Consider the following 16,371-nt stretch of genomic DNA (forward strand, 5'->3'; position numbering starts at 1 on the left):
CAAAAGTCGTGCCGTCGGGCGCAAAGGAGAATAAATGCAAAAGATTGTGATGATTGCCAGTGGGGCTGCTTACGGCAGTGAATCCCTGTTTAACAGCCTGCGTCTGGCGATTGCGTTATGTGACCAGCAGCCGCAGCCGGCACTCAAATTGTTCCTGATGTCGGATGCGGTCGTGGCCGGGTTGCGCGGTCAGAAGCCTGCGGAAGGTTATAATCTTCAGCAAATGCTGGAAATTTTGACCGCCCAGAATGTTCCGGTAAAACTGTGCAAAACCTGCGCCGACGGACGCGGGATTAGCGCCTTGCCTTTAGTTGAGGGGGTGGAGATTGGCACCCTGCTGGAGCTGGCCGAGTGGACGCTGAGCGCCGATAAGGTTTTAACCTTCTGAGAGCAGATTTAATATCGTCTGAGCATTGAAACAGTTAGCTCCCTGCCTGGAGGCAATATTCCGGCTCTTAGCCATAAGAGCCGGAATAATATTTTATGCAAAACTGGTTTGTAAATCGTCTTCATCGCCCTTCGGCTGCAGCCAGTCTCTGACTTTATGGACCAGCTCATCCAGACAGTCATCGTGCATTCCGCGCTTGATCAGCTCTTGTTCAAGTGAAAACAGATACTGCGCATTGGTGCCCAGCGGGCCACTGGCGGCGGCAATGAGCGGGGCGATAATTTCAGCGCGGGTGTCTGCTTCATACAGCGGATGGCGCGGGTCCATAATAAACACCAGCGCGTTGACCACACGACCATCGTCCAGCCCGAGCCTGCACCAGGTGGGCAGATAGCAGCCGGTGATCATCTCACGCTTCCACACCAGCGTAAGCTCATCTTCAAGAATGGCCTCGGGCAGACGATAAGCAAGCCCCGTCGTGCGCCCGCCCTCTTTGAGCGCCAGCATTCGTCCCGGCTGGCAGGCGGTTCCGCGCCCCGCCGTTAAACGCAGGCAAAAAGCGCGGTGCCAGCCGACCAGCGTGCCTGCCGCCGACTCTTCATATTCAAACGCCGGGTTCCACATCAGGGAGCCATAGCCAAAAATCCATACCGGGCTGCTGTCGGGACGGCAGGCAAGCGTCGCGGCAAGAGAGGCCGATCGCTGCTCAGGGGTCCATAACAGCGATTCCTCAATGGAACCAAAAGCTGTCTTACAATCCGCTTTCATTAAGAAATCACGCGTTAACACCATACACCTCCGCCACTGCAAACTTCCCTGTGACTACCTCAGATGCGCCTTCCGGGCTTTTTCGTTACCGCTCACAGATAGAGCAGCACATCCGGGAACATAAGCAATTAGCGGGGCGCTGGCAAGTTTGATGTCGATCGCAAAACAGCAAAAATGTCATCTTAGCTTGTCATACTGGAGCGAACTGTGGCGTTTACAGATGAATATCAATAAATTATGTGAGGTTTACTTTTTTTTGTGCCATTTCTCGTCGTCACCTTTTTGATAACCATGTTTCACCGCCGCCCAGGCGACTTTATGGGCGGTTTCTTCACGGCTGGCATCATCGCGCCGATCTTCCGGGTGCTGGTACTCATCCCAGGCGCTGTTAAAGGCCTCTTTATAGATATCCTGGGCATGGGCCGGAAGAACGTTTTGTACGCTTTCCGGGAGGTCGCTGCGGCTTTTATAGGGCATCATAGGATCCTCATCAGGGAAAACTAAAGTTTGAAACACTCCCCCCAATCCTGCCAGCGAATAATTGTTTTTGATTATTTATAAACTCTATCAACCTGTTTTTAATGGTTTAAAATCAGTAAAGATGAACTTTCACTCATCAGAAATACTATTACTGTATAAGCGGTAAAACTGAGTAAAGTTTCTCAATAAATCGCCGTTCTTTGCTATTTTAGCGGGGTTTTAATGTCCGACTATAATAACTAAATAGCTTAATACCAGTGCAAATGGAGACCTACTTTGACAAAAACACAACATGAGGCGGTGAAAACCCGTCATAAGGAGAGTTCGCTCATTTTCCCGCTATTAGCGCTGGTGGTACTGGTGATGTGGGGAGGAAGCCAGTCTTTTCCAGCGGTTATTGGCATCAATATTCTGGCCCTGGTGGGTATTTTAAGTAGCGCCTTTAGCGTGGTTCGCCATGCCGACGTGCTCGCACACCGTTTAGGCGAACCTTACGGCTCCCTGATCCTGAGTCTTTCCGTCGTGATTCTTGAAGTGAGCCTAATCTCCGCATTAATGGCCACTGGCGATGCCGCGCCGACGCTAATGCGCGACACGCTCTATTCCATCATTATGATTGTGACGGGGGGGCTGGTCGGTTTCTCTCTTCTGCTGGGGGGAAACAAATTCGCCACGCAATATATGAATCTGTTCGGCATCAAACAGTATCTGATTGCCCTGTTCCCGCTGGCCGTTATTGTGCTGGTGTTACCCACCGCGCTGCCGGAAGGCAACTTCAGCACCGGGCAGGCGCTGATGGCGGCGGCAATATCGGCAGCGATGTATGGCGTGTTCTTATTGATCCAGACGAAAACGCACCAGAGCCTGTTTGTGTATGAACACGAAGACGAGTCTGACGACGACGATCCGCATCATGGCAAACCATCCGCCCACAGCAGCACCTGGCATGCCATCTGGCTGATTGTGCATCTGATTGCGGTGATTGCCGTCACCAAGATGAACGCCGGGCCCCTGGAGTCATTGCTCAATACCCTGAATGCGCCTGCGCAGTTTACCGGTTTCCTGGTGGCGTTACTGATCCTCTCCCCGGAAGGGTTAGGCGCCCTGAAAGCCGTGCTGAGCAACCAGGTTCAGCGCGCAATGAATCTGTTCTTTGGCTCCGTACTGGCAACCATTTCGTTGACCGTGCCCGCCGTAACGCTGATTGCCATGCTGACGGGTAACGATTTGACCTTCGGCTTAGGGAAGCCTGAACTGGTGGTGATGCTCACCTCGCTGGTGCTGTGCCAGATTTCATTCTCCACCGGGCGCACCAACGTGCTCAATGGTACCGCGCACCTTGCGTTGTTTGCCGCCTATCTGATGACAATATTTGCCTGACGATCCAGGTGATAAAAAAGGCCCTTATCGCAAGATAAGGGCCTTTTTTTACTAGCTTAATCAGTAAATTACTTACTGGTATCCAGCGCTTCGAAATTCTTCACCAGATCGTCAATGGCTTTAATTTGCTTGAGGAACGGCTCAAGCTTCGCCAGCGGCAGGGCCGATGGACCATCGCAACGCGCTTTATCCGGGTCCGGGTGCGCTTCAATAAACAGACCGGCAAGACCGGTAGCCATACCCGCACGCGCCAGCTCCGCAACCTGAGCGCGGCGGCCGCCAGAGGCCGCACCAAACGGGTCGCGACACTGTAGCGCGTGGGTGACATCGAAGATAACCGGCGCACCGTTAGAGACCTGCTTCATCACGCTGAAGCCCAGCATGTCGACCACCAGATTGTCGTAGCCAAAGTTCGCGCCACGATCGCACAGAATAATCTGGTCGTTACCGCCTTCATGGAACTTATCAACGATGTTACCCATTTGCCCTGGGCTGACGAACTGGGGTTTCTTCACATTGATGACCGCACCGGTTTTCGCCATCGCTTCAACCAGGTCGGTCTGGCGCGCGAGGAACGCGGGCAGCTGAATCACATCAACCACATCGGCAACCGGCTGTGCCTGGCTTGCTTCATGAACGTCAGTGATGATTTTCACGCCGAAGGTTTGCTTCAGCTCCTGGAAAATCTTCATCCCTTCTTCGAGACCGGGGCCACGATAGGAGTTGATGGATGAACGGTTGGCTTTATCGAAAGACGCTTTAAAAACGTATGGGATACCCAGTTTCTGAGTCACGGTGACGTAATGCTCACAAATACGCATCGCCAGATCGCGTGATTCCAGCACGTTCATGCCGCCAAACAGCACAAACGGCAGATCGTTTGCGACTTTGATATCACCAATGCTAACCACTTTCTGTTTCATATTTTTGCCTTGTCAGAGGTAGCAGAACTACCCATTGAGTTATTCTTTCAAGTTGTTCAGTAAAATCAGTTCTAGTGCAGAGTGACCTGTTTTTGCGCAATCGCATTAATTTGCGCTTTGATCATCTCGCTTATCGGATCTTCCGGACACTGCTCAACAAAATAGCTGAGGTCGGTGAGCGCCACGTGTTCGCAATCGAGCTGCGCATAAATCAGCCCGCGATCGCGAATTTCATACGGGTCTTCCGGGTTAAACTGGAGCAACACCTGGCTGGCTCGCAGTGCCGCCTCCATCTGGCGTTCTTCCATCAGTGCAGATTTCAGGGTGTCGAGTAGCTTGCGCACCACCTCTGCATTATCTGCTTCATCTAAATCTTCATCGAACAGTTCGGCCGTTGGCCCGACGTTGCCTTTCAGCCACACTTCAAGCGTGTGCTCATTAAGCGTGTCGCCGTTGAACGGGTTGATAAGCCACATTTCGCCGTCCATCCAGTCGCCGCGTAAAATCAGCTGCGTCGGGAAGATCACCGGCGTTAAGGGGATATCAAGGCGCTCGGCAACCCACAGCAGAATGGCGCCCAGCGATACGGCGCTGCCCTGACGTTTGGTCAGCACTTTATCAAGCCATAGTGCATCGGACAGGCGGTAAACGCCGCTGGCGTCTTTAAACCCCCAGCTGCCGTAAAACAGTTCAATTAACTTTTCAAGCTGCACATCCTGGTGTAGACCTTCGCAGATCTCTTCACGGGCGAGGCTCGCCAGGTTTTCCAGCTGTGCACGCACTTCTTGCGCCGGGAAATCATCACGGATCAACTGCGAGACTAAAATCATGCCCTCGCACAACGGCGCCTGATTGAATTCGAAATCGGCTAACGACCTCATGACTTACCCCAGTAATGGTATTTTGGTGGTGGCGAGTTTAATGATGATGTAAAGCACCACCAGCGCCAGCAGGAAGGCAAACCACCGTATCTGCTGACTGCGCGGGCGTCGGCCCAACACGATAAACCCTAAAACGATATAGATGATAACGCCAAATAGCTTTTCAGTCAGCCATGCGCCCTGCGGCGTAAAGGGATAGAAATGCGTCAGCATCACTAGCGCAACGCCGCTGGCCAGCAACAGGGTGTCGTTGACGTGCGGCACAATGCGCACCCAGCGCCTGTGTGACATGGCCGAATCACGGTATTGCCACCAGTAGCGTAAAATAAACAGGCTCACGGAAATGAAGACCGTCAGAATATGCAAATGCTTGAGCGCGAAGTACGTTGCCATTTTGCTCGGTTCCTTATCTTCAGAAATAGCGTCCTGCTGTCAGACGGTCATTGCCGCCGTAATCCTGACAGCTGTGTATCTCGGTATATCCGGCATCCCTGAACAATTCACGAACCCCGGCGGCCTGAAGCCAACCGTGTTCCAGCAATAACCAGCCCCCCGGTTCAAGAAAGCCACGCGAGTCTTGCACCAGCGTACGTAAATCAGCTAAGCCGTGGTTATCGGCCACCAGCGCGCTGCGTGGTTCAAAGCGAACATCCCCCTGTAAAAGATGCGGGTCTTGTTCATCAATATAGGGTGGATTGCTGACAATCACGGCAAAACGCTGGGTATTGAGCGCACTAAACCAGTTGCTTTGCAAGATTTTCACATTGGAAATGCCGAGACGCTGAGCGTTATCACGCGCTAATTCTACCGCTTCCGGGATCAAATCAAGCGCCGTGATATCACAATCCGGGCGTTCGCTGGCAATCGCCAGAGCAATCGCCCCGGTGCCGGTGCCTAAATCGAGCACGGAACAGGCGGTTTCAGGCATTCTGGCGAGGGCCTGCTCGACGAGACACTCCGTATCCGGGCGCGGGATAAGCGTCACCGGCGAGACACGTAGCGGCAGCGACCAGAACTCACGTTCCCCCACCAGATGCGCGACAGGTTCACCCGCTACCCGGCGCGCCAGCAAAACAGCCAGCTGCTGCTGCTGTTCTGGCGTTAATTCAGTTTCGCCGAATGCCAGAATGAAGGTTCGTGCTTTCCCCGTCACAAAGCCCAGCAAAATCTCCGCATCGCGGCGCGGGCTTTCACCCGCCTCAAGCCTTACGATGGCCTGTTTTAACCAGCGTTGAAAATCCATTAATCCTGCTCAGACAGCGCCGCTAGCTGGTCTGCCTGGAACTCCTGCACAATAGGTTCGATAAGCCCGTCGAGTTTGCCTTCCATCACTTCATCAAGACGATAGAGCGTCACGTTGATGCGGTGATCGGTCACGCGGCCTTGCGGGAAGTTATAAGTACGGTTGCGGTCTGAACGGTCGCCGCTGCCAAGCAGGTTGCGGCGCGTTGAGGCTTCTTCCTGCTGACGTTTTGCCATTTCAGCAGCACGGATACGCGAACCCAGTACCGCAAGCGCTTTGGCTTTGTTCTTGTGCTGCGAGCGTTCGTCCTGGCACTCCACCACGATACCGGTCGGCAAGTGGGTAATACGGATGGCGGAGTCGGTGGTGTTAACGTGCTGGCCGCCGGCACCCGAGGAGCGGAAAGTGTCAATACGCAAATCGCCCGGGTTAATATCCGGCAGTTCCGCTTCAGGAATTTCTGGCATCACTGCGACGGTACAGGCCGAAGTATGAATGCGCCCCTGGGATTCGGTCGCCGGCACGCGCTGCACGCGATGGCCGCCGGACTCAAATTTCAGGCGGCCATACACGCCGTCGCCGCTGATTTTTGCGATCACTTCTTTAAAGCCGCCGTGCTCGCCTTCGTTGGCGCTGAGGATTTCCACTTTCCAGCGGCGCGATTCCGCATAACGGCTGTACATACGGAACAGATCGCCGGCAAAAATCGCTGCTTCATCACCGCCGGTCCCGGCGCGGACTTCAACAAACGCATTGCGCTCGTCATCAGGATCTTTGGGCAGCAGCAGCACTTGCAGTTGCTGTTCTAACTCTTCGCTGTCGCTTTTTGCCTGGTTCAGCTCTTCCTGCGCCATCTCGCGCATTTCCGGATCATCAAGCATGCTCTGCGCGGTTTCAATATCTTCCTGAATCTGGCGCCATTGCAGGAAGCAACGGGAAACGTCGCTGAGCTGTGCGTATTCACGCGATAACGCGCGGAAACGATCCTGGTCGGCAATTGTGGCAGCATCACCAAGCAGAGCCTGAACTTCTTCATGGCGCTCTTGCAGGGCTTCTAGTTTGGCAACGATAGAAGACTTCATGGGCGGTGTTTCACCTTGTAATAAGAGTTTATTTGCTACTCCAGCCCGAGGCTGTTGCGCAGAATCTGCAGGCGTTCGTCATCCCCGTCACGGGCAGCCTGCTGGAGAGATTTGGTTGGTGCGTGGATCAGGCGATTGGTTAACTTCCATGCCAGATCCTGAAGAACGGTTTCGGCATCGCCACCCTGCTGGAGGGCGCTCAGCGCTTTCGCCGCCAGGTCGTCGCGCACCTGTTCAGCCTGGCTGCGGTATTCACGAATGGTTTCGGTGGCGCTTTGCGCGCGCAGCCACGCCATAAATTCACTGCATTCTTGTGCAACGATAGTTTCCGCTTCAACCGCGGCGGCTTTGCGCTGCGCCAGGTTGCTTTGGATAATCGCCTGCAGATCGTCGACGCTATATAAATAAGCATTCGCCAGCTTGCCCACTTCCGGTTCAACATCACGCGGAACGGCAATATCCACCAGCAGCAGAGGTTGGTTACGGCGAGCTTTAAGGGCACGCTCCACCATGCCTTTGCCGATAATCGGCAGCGGGCTGGCGGTGGAGCTGATAATAATGTCGGCTTCCTGCAAGCGTGAGTCGATGTCGCTAAGGCTTATCACCTCAGCGCCGACTTCATCCGCCAGCACCTGAGCACGTTCACGCGTGCGGTTGGCAATCATCATGTTCTTTACGTTGTGTTCACGTAAATGACGCGCCGCCAGCTCAATAGTTTCGCCCGCACCGACCAGCAGCACCGTTACGGTCGATAAGGATTCAAAGATTTGTCGCGCCAGCGTACAGGCCGCAAATGCTACCGAGACGGCGCTGGCACCGATTTCAGTTTCGGTTCTGACACGCTTGGCAACAGAGAAGGACTTCTGGAACATGCGTTCCAGCTCGCTTGAGTGCGTGTGCCCTTTCTGTGCGTCAGCAAAGGCTTTTTTAACCTGGCCTAAGATTTGTGGCTCGCCGAGGACCAGGGAATCAAGACCGCTTGCAACGCGCATTAAATGCGTTACCGCTTCGTTATCATGATGCCAGTACAGGCTGTTGCGTACTTCGTCTTCGTTAAGATTGTGGTAATTGCACAGCCAGCGCACCAGCTGCTCGTGCAGATTTTCCTGTTCTTCAACGCTCAGATACAGCTCCGTGCGGTTGCACGTCGACAGTACCACCCCGCCCTGCACCATCGGCTGTTCGAGCAGGCTGTTCAATGCCTGGTCGAGCGTATCCGGCGAAAACGTAACACGTTCTCGCAACGAGACTGGAGCTGTTTTGTGGTTGATGCCAAGCGCTAACAGGGTCATTGAGCGGTCTGAGTAACACCGATGTTGATAAGGATTAACTCGGCGCATCATACAGGATGCGGGCAGTCAATAAAAGAGAGTCACCCCTTGTGGGGTATCGGTACAATTATTGATTTAAGATAACTTGACCGTAGACGCCCAGACCTGCCACCGCTAGCATAAACAGTTAACAACGAAAATAATCGAGAAGGATCTGCCGCCGCTATGTTTATGCCGAAAGCCCGTCTGCTGCGCCTTGCGCCCCTGGCAAGCCTTGTTCTGGTTGCCTGTTCTGTTCATCAACCGAGCGGTCCGGCGAAAAGTCCTGACTCTGCGCAGTGGTTGCAACATCAGCAACAAGTGCAAAAAATCACCCAATATCAGACGCGCGGCGCTTTTGCCTATCTTTCCGATAGCCAGAAGGTCTATGCGCGTTATAACTGGCAGCAAACCGCGCCAGAGAGCTACCGTCTATTGCTGACCAATCCATTAGGCAGCACCGAACTGGAGCTGAATGCACAACCGGGCGTGGTACAGTTGACCGACCGCGACGGCAAAAAGTACGTGGCTGATGATGCCGAAGAGATGATGGGTAAATTGACCGGGATGCCGATCCCACTGAATAGCCTGCGTCAGTGGATCCTCGGCCTGCCGGGTGAGGCCACGGATTACAAACTTGACGACCAGTATCGCCTGAAGGAAATTAACTACACCCAGGACGGTAAAAGCTGGAAAGTGGTTTACAGTGATTATAATGACAAGGTGCAACCGGCGCTGCCGTCAAACATGGAATTACGTGAAGGCTCACAGCGCATCAAACTCAAAATGGATAGCTGGACGGTTAAATAATGAAGAAACGTTGGCCATCACCGGCAAAACTGAATCTTTTTTTGTATATCACCGGGCGTCGTGACGACGGCTACCATAATTTACAAACTTTATTTCAGTTCCTTGATTACGGCGACACGATAACCATCGAGCCGCGAAACGATGGCCAGATTCATCTGGCAACCCCGATTGAAGGCGTGCCGGATGAAGAAAATTTAATCGTCCGCGCCGCACGTTTATTGCAAGATACCGCGCTGCTGATGGGCTCCTTGCCGCAGGGTGCCGGGGCTGATATTAGCGTGGAAAAAAAATTACCGATGGGGGGAGGCTTAGGCGGAGGCTCGTCCAACGCAGCAACCGTATTAGTGGCGCTCAACCATATCTGGAACACCGGCCTGACAGAGGATCAGCTCGCAGCGATTGGTGTGACATTGGGTGCGGATGTTCCGGTATTCGTGCGCGGTTTTGCCGCCTTCGCCGAAGGGGTAGGCGAAAAGCTCACCCCGGTTTCCCCAGCGGAGAAATGGTACCTGGTCGCGCATCCAGGCGTCAATATTCCGACCCCGATCATTTTCCAGGATCCAGAGCTACCGCGAAATACCCCGATCAGATCAATTGATACGTTATTAAACAGTGAATTTGCTAACGATTGTGAGGTTATCGCAAGAAAACGTTTTCGTAAGGTTGATGCGCTGCTTTCCTGGCTGTTAGAATACGCGCCGTCGCGCCTGACCGGCACCGGCGCTTGTGTGTTTGCTGAATTTGACACCGAGAACGCTGCCCGCCAAGTGCTTAAGCAAGCCCCGGAATGGCTGCATGGGTTTGTTGCGCGAGGCGTTAATGTCTCCCCGCTGCATCAGGCCATATCCGGGAAAGCTGAGTATTGGTGACAACGTCACCTTGTTTCAGACGTTGCATCAAGCTCTTTATACACCGCCTGGATGGCGCTGCCCCGCCCGCATAAGCTGCGGTAGTTCCATCCGCCACTGGACGCATGCCTGAGGTTTTTCTCGTGCCTGATATGAAGCTTTTTGCTGGTAACGCCACCCCGGAACTAGCACAACGTATTGCCAACCGTCTGTACACCTCCCTTGGTGACGCCGCCGTCGGTCGTTTTAGCGACGGCGAAGTAAGCGTACAAATCAACGAAAATGTACGCGGTGGTGATATTTTCATCATCCAGTCCACCTGTGCACCAACTAACGACAACCTGATGGAACTGGTTGTTATGGTCGACGCCCTGCGCCGTGCTTCTGCAGGCCGTATTACCGCTGTTATCCCTTACTTTGGTTATGCCCGTCAGGATCGCCGCGTGCGCTCTGCCCGTGTGCCAATCACCGCAAAAGTGGTTGCTGACTTCCTTTCAAGTGTTGGGGTTGACCGTGTTCTTACCGTGGACTTGCACGCAGAACAGATCCAAGGCTTCTTCGATGTCCCTGTAGATAACGTATTCGGCAGCCCAATCCTGCTGGAAGATATGTTGCAAATCGGTCTGGAAAACCCAATCGTGGTTTCGCCAGATATCGGTGGCGTAGTGCGCGCTCGCGCGATCGCAAAACTGCTCAACGATACCGACATGGCTATCATCGACAAACGTCGTCCTCGCGCTAACGTTTCCCAGGTTATGCATATCATCGGTGATGTTTCTGGCCGTGATTGCGTACTGGTGGACGATATGATCGATACCGGCGGCACTTTGTGCAAAGCAGCAGAAGCGCTGAAAGAGCGTGGGGCTAAGCGTGTCTTCGCTTACGCCACTCACCCGATTTTCTCCGGCAATGCGGTTCACAACCTGCGTAACTCCGTGATCGACGAAGTTATCGTTTGTGACACCATCCCACTGTCTGATGAAATCAAAGCGCTGCCTAACGTCCGCACCCTGACGCTGTCCGGGATGCTGGCTGAGGCCATTCGCCGTATCAGCAACGAAGAATCAATCTCTGCGATGTTCGAGCACTAATCGAACTCGCTTAAAAAAACCGCCGCGGCGGGTTTTTTCTTTTGTAGTCATAACTCATTGAACAAATGCCTCCTTCACCTGCCATAAATGACAGATGATGCGCTCACGGATGGAAACAAAGTGAAAACCGTATCTTCTTCTGTATTACCTTTCCGCGCTCTGGTAGATGCCTGCTGGCGTGAGAAATACACCGTTTCCCGTTTTAGCCGCGACATTATCGCGGGCATTACCGTTGGGATCATTGCCATTCCACTGGCAATGGCGCTGGCTATTGGCAGCGGCGTAGCCCCTCAGTACGGCCTTTATACTTCCGCGATTGCCGGGATTGTTATCGCTTTAAGCGGAGGTTCACGCTTTAGCGTTTCCGGGCCAACGGCGGCTTTCGTGGTTATTCTCTACCCGGTGGCTCAGCAGTTTGGCCTTGCGGGATTATTGATTGCGACGCTGATGTCAGGCGTATTTCTTATTTTGTTTGGTCTGGCGCGTTTTGGCCGCCTGATTGAATACATTCCCGTTTCCGTGACGCTCGGTTTTACCTCCGGAATTGGGATTACCATCGCCACCATGCAGGTGAAAGATTTCTTCGGCCTGACGCTCGCCCGCGTTCCCGAGCATTATCTGAATAAAGTTGCGGCACTGGCGCTGGCGCTGCCGACCATCAATATGGGTGATGCTGCAATTGGCGTTGCCACTCTTGCCGTGCTGATCCTCTGGCCGCGCCTGGGCATTCGTTTGCCGGGGCATTTACCGGCGCTGTTAGCGGGCTGCGGGATGATGGCTGCGGTTCATGCCATGGGATTTGACGTGGCGACTATCGGCTCACGTTTTCACTATGTGCTGGCCGATGGCACACAGGGCAATGGCATCCCGCAGCTATTGCCGCAATTAATGCTGCCGTGGAATATCCCTGCATCTAATTTCACGCTCGGTTGGGATTCGCTCAGCGCCCTGCTTCCGGCAGCATTTTCGATGGCAATGCTTGGCGCAATCGAATCGCTGCTGTGCGCGGTGGTGTTAGACGGCATGACCAGCACCAAACATAATGCCAACAGCGAGCTTATCGGCCAGGGCTTAGGCAATATTATTGCGCCATTCTTTGGCGGTATTACTGCAACGGCTGCCATTGCACGCTCGGCGGCCAACGTGCGCGCCGGAGCGACTTCGCCAATTGCCGCTGTGATTCACGCGCTGCTGGTAATTATGGCATTGCTGGTGCTGGCACCGTTGCTTTCATGGCTGCCGCTTTCTGCCATGGCCGCGCTGCTGCTGATGGTTGCCTGGAACATGAGTGAAGCGCATAAAGTAGTGAACCTGCTGCGCCACGCGCCGAAAGACGACATCATCGTGATGCTTATCTGCATGTCGCTGACGGTGCTGTTTGATATGGTGATTGCCATAAGCGTGGGGATTGTTCTGGCATCCCTGCTGTTTATGCGCCGTATCGCGCGCATGACCCGTCTTGCCCCGGTAAATGTGCCTACGCCTGAAGGTGTGCTGGCGCTACGCGTGACCGGCCCGCTGTTTTTTGCCGCCGCCGAAGGGCTATTTAACGATCTCTCCCAACGTATTGCGCAAAATCACCTGATTATTTTACAGTGGGATGCCGTACCGGTGCTGGATGCCGGTGGCCTGGAGGCGTTTCAACGGTTCGTGGAGAAACTACCGGAGGGCTGTGAGCTGCGGGTCACCAACCTGGAATTCCAGCCGCTAAAAACTCTGGCCAGAGCAGCAGTGAAGCCCATTGCAGGCCGCCTGGCTTTCTTCCCGGATATTCAGTCCGCACTGGCCGAGTAACCGTTTGCCAATAAATATTCTCCGGCATAGCCGGAGAATATTTATTTTTGCCGGTTTAGCTATGGCGATGGCTATCATCACGACGGCAGCGTTTATCAAAGTGGCGTACCCACCAGTAACGGTCGCAGACTTGCTCATGCCCACCAACGCGCGCGCCCGCCAGCCAGAGCACCGCCCCGACGAAGATGCTCAACACGGCTCCGTGGGCGAAATATTGCGGGAAGTTGAACTGCGGGAGCTGGTTTAAAATAGAATACCCCACTCCGCCCACCATAACGACAAGCCCCAAGCCCATGAAAATGTTGCCGAGTAATGAAGCGTTTTTACGTTTCATGCGTTACCTCCGGTGTTCCTGGGTCGGCGGGGGAAATCCCCACTCCTTGTGTGTAAAGTATAGACAACGCCGTTTCGGATGATATGCGTGGGCGATCACAATTACGTATGAAAGCACGACAGAAATTTACAAATAACTCGCTGAATGACATGCAATTCTAATGGTTTAGCCGCTGAACTATTCAACATTTAAAGGGGGAATGCATTGCTTCTTTGTCATCTCGCCGGACGCGCAGTAAACTACGCGGCTCTGGTCTGTTTTCAGGATATTAAACGTGAGCATTAAATTAATTGTTGGCCTGGCAAACCCGGGGGCGGAATATGCGGCAACCCGCCACAACGCAGGCGCCTGGTATGTGGATTTGCTGGCACAGCGCCATAATCAATCGCTGAAAGAAGAAAGCAAATTCTTCGGCTATACCGCCCGCATCAACCTTGCCGGAGAAGATGTTCGCCTGCTGGTGCCAACCACGTTTATGAATCTCAGTGGCAAAGCCGTGGGAGCAATGGCGACATTTTTCCGCATCGCAGCGGATGAAATTCTGGTCGCGCATGATGAACTGGACCTGCCGCCTGGGGTGGCAAAATTCAAACTCGGCGGCGGCCACGGCGGGCATAATGGCCTGAAAGATATCATCAGCAAATTGGGCAATAACCCCAACTTTCACCGCTTACGCGTCGGAATCGGCCATCCGGGTGATAAAAACAAAGTTGTCGGCTTTGTGCTGGGCAAACCTCCCCTTAGCGAACAGAAGCTGATTGACGATGCGGTAGACGAAGCGGCGCGTTGCACCGAGGTTTGGCTAAAAGAAGGTTTAACCAAAGCCACCAATCGCCTGCACGCTTTTAAGGCGCAATAAACACCGGCGCGGCCGCCTGCAAGGATTTCTGCGCCCGTTATATGCCGTTTGCGTGTATAATGGGGAAAGTTATGATCATTTTATCAATGAGACAAGATTAACTCATTGAATATCAAGTAATTAAGGTGAATTAAACCATGGGATTTAAATGCGGTATCGTCGGCTTGCCGAACGTTGGTAAATCAACCCTGTTCAACGCGCTCACCAAAGCGGGAATTGAAGCGGCAAACTTCCCGTTCTGTACCATTGAGCCGAACACCGGTGTGGTGCCAATGCCGGACCCACGTCTGGATAAACTGGCAGAAATTGTTAAACCACAGCGCATTTTGCCTACTACCATGGAATTCGTTGATATCGCCGGTCTGGTGAAAGGCGCATCCAAAGGTGAAGGCCTGGGTAACCAGTTCCTGACCAACATCCGCGAAACCGAAGCTATCGGCCACGTGGTGCGTTGTTTTGAAAACGACAATATCATTCACGTGAATAACAAAGTCGATCCGGCTGATGATATTGACGTGATTAACACCGAGCTGGCGCTTTCAGATCTGGATACTTGCGAACGTGCCATCCACCGCGTGCAGAAGAAAGCAAAAGGCGGCGATAAAGACGCAAAAGCCGAGCTGGCGGCGCTGGAAAAATGCCTGCCACAGCTGGAAAATGCCGGGATGCTGCGTGCGCTTCCTCTGACGGAAGAAGACAAAGCGGCGATCAAATACCTGAGCTTCCTGACGCTGAAACCAACGATGTACATCGCCAACGTCAACGAAGACGGTTACGAGAACAACCCATACCTCGACAAAGTACGTGAAATCGCCGCAGCAGAAGGTTCGGTGGTGGTTGCTGTTTGTGCCGCTGTTGAGTCTGACATTGCTGAACTCGACGATGCTGACCGTGACGAATTTATGGCAGAAATGGGCCTTGAAGAGCCAGGCCTGAACCGCGTTATCCGCGCTGGTTACGAGCTGCTGAACCTGCAAACTTACTTTACCGCTGGCGTGAAAGAAGTGCGCGCATGGACTATCCCGGTTGGCGCTACCGCTCCACAAGCTGCGGGCAAAATCCACACCGACTTCGAGAAAGGCTTTATCCGCGCACAGACCATCGCGTATGAAGATTTCATCACCTACAAAGGTGAGCAAGGTGCGAAAGAAGCCGGCAAGATGCGTGCAGAAGGTAAAGACTACATCGTGAAAGATGGCGATGTGATGAACTTCCTGTTCAACGTCTAATTTGTCGCCTCATGAGATTCACTGAATCTCATGGTGATAAAAATATTCTAAAATCCACGCAACTGCGTGGATTTTTCTTCGCACTCATCTCAGCTAATCTTGTGAAATAGAGTTTTAAATAACTCTCGCTATTACGCGTGCCCAGCCGGTATTGCCCCCAAAAATGTCAGCAAAACCTGAGTCACCGCTTCTGGTTTTTCCAGCGGGCTAATATGCCCGGCCCCTGGAATTATCGAGTGCTCACACCGCAGTAGCGTGGCCATCATACTCCCCTCACATGGCGGCCTGGGTTTATCAAATTCTCCGGTAATAACCAACGCAGGCTGCGAAATTTTTTGCAGCAGAGCTAATTTATCCGGGCGACCAAAAATGATTTTCCCAAGAGGAACGATGCTTTTGCAGACACGATCCTCAGGCATCGTACTTAAACGCTTTATCAGCGGAAGTAACAACGCATCAGGTACATCATCCGAATAGAACTGCCTTGCGACATACTCAAGAACAGGCGGTTGTATTGCGCCACGCTGATTAACCTCATTTAACAAAGCAAAATATCGTTGTCGTTGCTCTTCAGGTTCAGCGCCCAGAAAGGTGCCCATCAGCACAATAAACTTTACCCGTTCGGGATAAAGCGCGGCTAACTCTGCCCCCCACATTCCTCCCACGGATAGCCCCACAATGCCAAACTCTTTTATACCCAGCGAATCCATTAGCATAAGGTGATCGTTGGCGATATCCGTAAGGCTGGCGCAATCGCTGGGGAGTTCCGGCGATTTTCCATGCCCCCATAAATCAGGAATAATAATCCGGTAGCACCCTGCCAGCTCATCAAGCTGTTTCGACCACATGGTGCCGTCGAAAAGATAGCTATGCCCCAGTAATAGTGGAAACCCAGAACCCAGTTCGATGTAATGCATCTGCTGATTTCTCAAACCTTTCTCCCGATAAAAG

The 16,371-nt window shown here is 53.1% G+C and carries 18 protein-coding genes; 8 read left to right on the forward strand and 10 right to left on the reverse strand.

Features of this window, described 5'->3' with window-relative positions:
- The first annotated feature begins 34 nt into the window (after positions 1-34).
- Complete coding sequence (locus EHN07_RS10290; RefSeq protein ID WP_124024058.1) at positions 35-388, forward strand: DsrE/DsrF/TusD sulfur relay family protein; 354 nt, start codon at positions 35-37, stop codon at positions 386-388.
- 93 nt (positions 389-481) lie between these two features.
- Here the strand turns inward: EHN07_RS10290 and EHN07_RS10295 are convergent, their stop codons facing one another.
- Positions 482-1,177: a gamma-glutamylcyclotransferase gene (locus EHN07_RS10295; protein ID WP_124024114.1), complete on the reverse strand. Its 696-nt coding sequence runs from the start codon at positions 1,175-1,177 to the stop codon at positions 482-484.
- Between the two features lie 225 nt (positions 1,178-1,402).
- Positions 1,403-1,633, reverse strand: coding sequence for a putative cation transport regulator ChaB (gene chaB, locus EHN07_RS10300; RefSeq protein WP_124024115.1), 231 nt, complete (start codon positions 1,631-1,633; stop codon positions 1,403-1,405).
- Between the two features lie 279 nt (positions 1,634-1,912).
- Here chaB and chaA point away from each other — a divergent pair, with 279 nt between their 5' ends.
- Positions 1,913-3,016, forward strand: a complete 1,104-nt coding sequence (gene chaA / locus EHN07_RS10305; RefSeq protein ID WP_124024059.1) for a sodium-potassium/proton antiporter ChaA — start codon at positions 1,913-1,915, stop codon at positions 3,014-3,016.
- 68 nt (positions 3,017-3,084) lie between these two features.
- Here the strand turns inward: chaA and kdsA are convergent, their stop codons facing one another.
- The 6 genes from kdsA to hemA form a co-directional block, all read right to left on the reverse strand.
- A complete protein-coding gene (gene kdsA / locus EHN07_RS10310) occupies positions 3,085-3,939 on the reverse strand; it encodes a 3-deoxy-8-phosphooctulonate synthase (RefSeq protein ID WP_124024060.1) in 855 nt (284 codons plus the stop codon).
- Between the two features lie 71 nt (positions 3,940-4,010).
- Positions 4,011-4,820 (reverse strand): invasion regulator SirB1, encoded by an 810-nt coding sequence (gene sirB1 / locus EHN07_RS10315; RefSeq protein ID WP_124024061.1) that lies wholly within the window; start codon positions 4,818-4,820, stop codon positions 4,011-4,013.
- A gap of 3 nt (positions 4,821-4,823) precedes the next feature.
- The gene (locus tag EHN07_RS10320; RefSeq protein ID WP_124024062.1) at positions 4,824-5,213 is read right to left on the reverse strand and encodes a SirB2 family protein; all 390 of its coding nucleotides are present in this window, start codon (positions 5,211-5,213) and stop codon (positions 4,824-4,826) included.
- A 19-nt stretch (positions 5,214-5,232) separates the two neighbouring features.
- A complete protein-coding gene (prmC, locus tag EHN07_RS10325) occupies positions 5,233-6,063 on the reverse strand; it encodes a peptide chain release factor N(5)-glutamine methyltransferase (RefSeq protein ID WP_124024063.1) in 831 nt (276 codons plus the stop codon).
- A complete protein-coding gene (gene prfA, locus EHN07_RS10330) occupies positions 6,063-7,145 on the reverse strand; it encodes a peptide chain release factor 1 (RefSeq protein ID WP_124024064.1) in 1,083 nt (360 codons plus the stop codon). Before prfA ends, prmC begins: the two co-directional genes overlap by 1 nt.
- Positions 7,146-7,180: 35 nt before the next feature.
- Positions 7,181-8,437, reverse strand: coding sequence for a glutamyl-tRNA reductase (hemA, locus tag EHN07_RS10335; protein ID WP_124024065.1), 1,257 nt, complete (start codon positions 8,435-8,437; stop codon positions 7,181-7,183).
- A gap of 204 nt (positions 8,438-8,641) precedes the next feature.
- On the opposite strand from hemA, the gene lolB reads away from it, so the two are divergent.
- From lolB to dauA, 4 genes are all read left to right on the forward strand, one after another.
- Complete coding sequence (gene lolB / locus EHN07_RS10340; protein ID WP_124024066.1) at positions 8,642-9,265, forward strand: lipoprotein insertase outer membrane protein LolB; 624 nt, start codon at positions 8,642-8,644, stop codon at positions 9,263-9,265.
- On the forward strand, positions 9,265-10,134 hold the full coding sequence (ispE, locus tag EHN07_RS10345; RefSeq protein WP_124024067.1) for a 4-(cytidine 5'-diphospho)-2-C-methyl-D-erythritol kinase: 870 nt from the start codon (positions 9,265-9,267) through the stop codon (positions 10,132-10,134). Before lolB ends, ispE begins: the two co-directional genes overlap by 1 nt.
- A 122-nt stretch (positions 10,135-10,256) precedes the next feature.
- On the forward strand, positions 10,257-11,204 hold the full coding sequence (prs, locus tag EHN07_RS10350) for a ribose-phosphate diphosphokinase (RefSeq protein ID WP_008454180.1): 948 nt from the start codon (positions 10,257-10,259) through the stop codon (positions 11,202-11,204).
- A gap of 120 nt (positions 11,205-11,324) precedes the next feature.
- A complete protein-coding gene (gene dauA, locus EHN07_RS10355) occupies positions 11,325-12,998 on the forward strand; it encodes a C4-dicarboxylic acid transporter DauA (RefSeq protein ID WP_244202383.1) in 1,674 nt (557 codons plus the stop codon).
- 55 nt (positions 12,999-13,053) lie between these two features.
- Here the strand turns inward: dauA and ychH are convergent, their stop codons facing one another.
- Positions 13,054-13,332, reverse strand: coding sequence for a stress-induced protein YchH (gene ychH, locus EHN07_RS10360; protein WP_124024069.1), 279 nt, complete (start codon positions 13,330-13,332; stop codon positions 13,054-13,056).
- A gap of 274 nt (positions 13,333-13,606) precedes the next feature.
- Between ychH and pth the strand changes: the two genes are divergently transcribed.
- Complete coding sequence (gene pth, locus EHN07_RS10365) at positions 13,607-14,191, forward strand: aminoacyl-tRNA hydrolase (RefSeq protein WP_124024070.1); 585 nt, start codon at positions 13,607-13,609, stop codon at positions 14,189-14,191.
- Between the two features lie 137 nt (positions 14,192-14,328).
- Positions 14,329-15,420: a redox-regulated ATPase YchF gene (gene ychF, locus EHN07_RS10370; RefSeq protein ID WP_064557971.1), complete on the forward strand. Its 1,092-nt coding sequence runs from the start codon at positions 14,329-14,331 to the stop codon at positions 15,418-15,420.
- A 131-nt stretch (positions 15,421-15,551) separates the two neighbouring features.
- Here ychF and EHN07_RS10375 read toward each other — a convergent pair whose 3' ends face one another.
- Positions 15,552-16,337 (reverse strand): alpha/beta fold hydrolase, encoded by a 786-nt coding sequence (locus EHN07_RS10375; protein ID WP_124024116.1) that lies wholly within the window; start codon positions 16,335-16,337, stop codon positions 15,552-15,554.
- Positions 16,338-16,371: the final 34 nt, after the last annotated feature.

Origin of the sequence: Buttiauxella warmboldiae (assembly GCF_003818135.1) — a bacterium.
In the GTDB taxonomy this organism is placed as follows: domain Bacteria; phylum Pseudomonadota; class Gammaproteobacteria; order Enterobacterales; family Enterobacteriaceae; genus Buttiauxella; species Buttiauxella warmboldiae.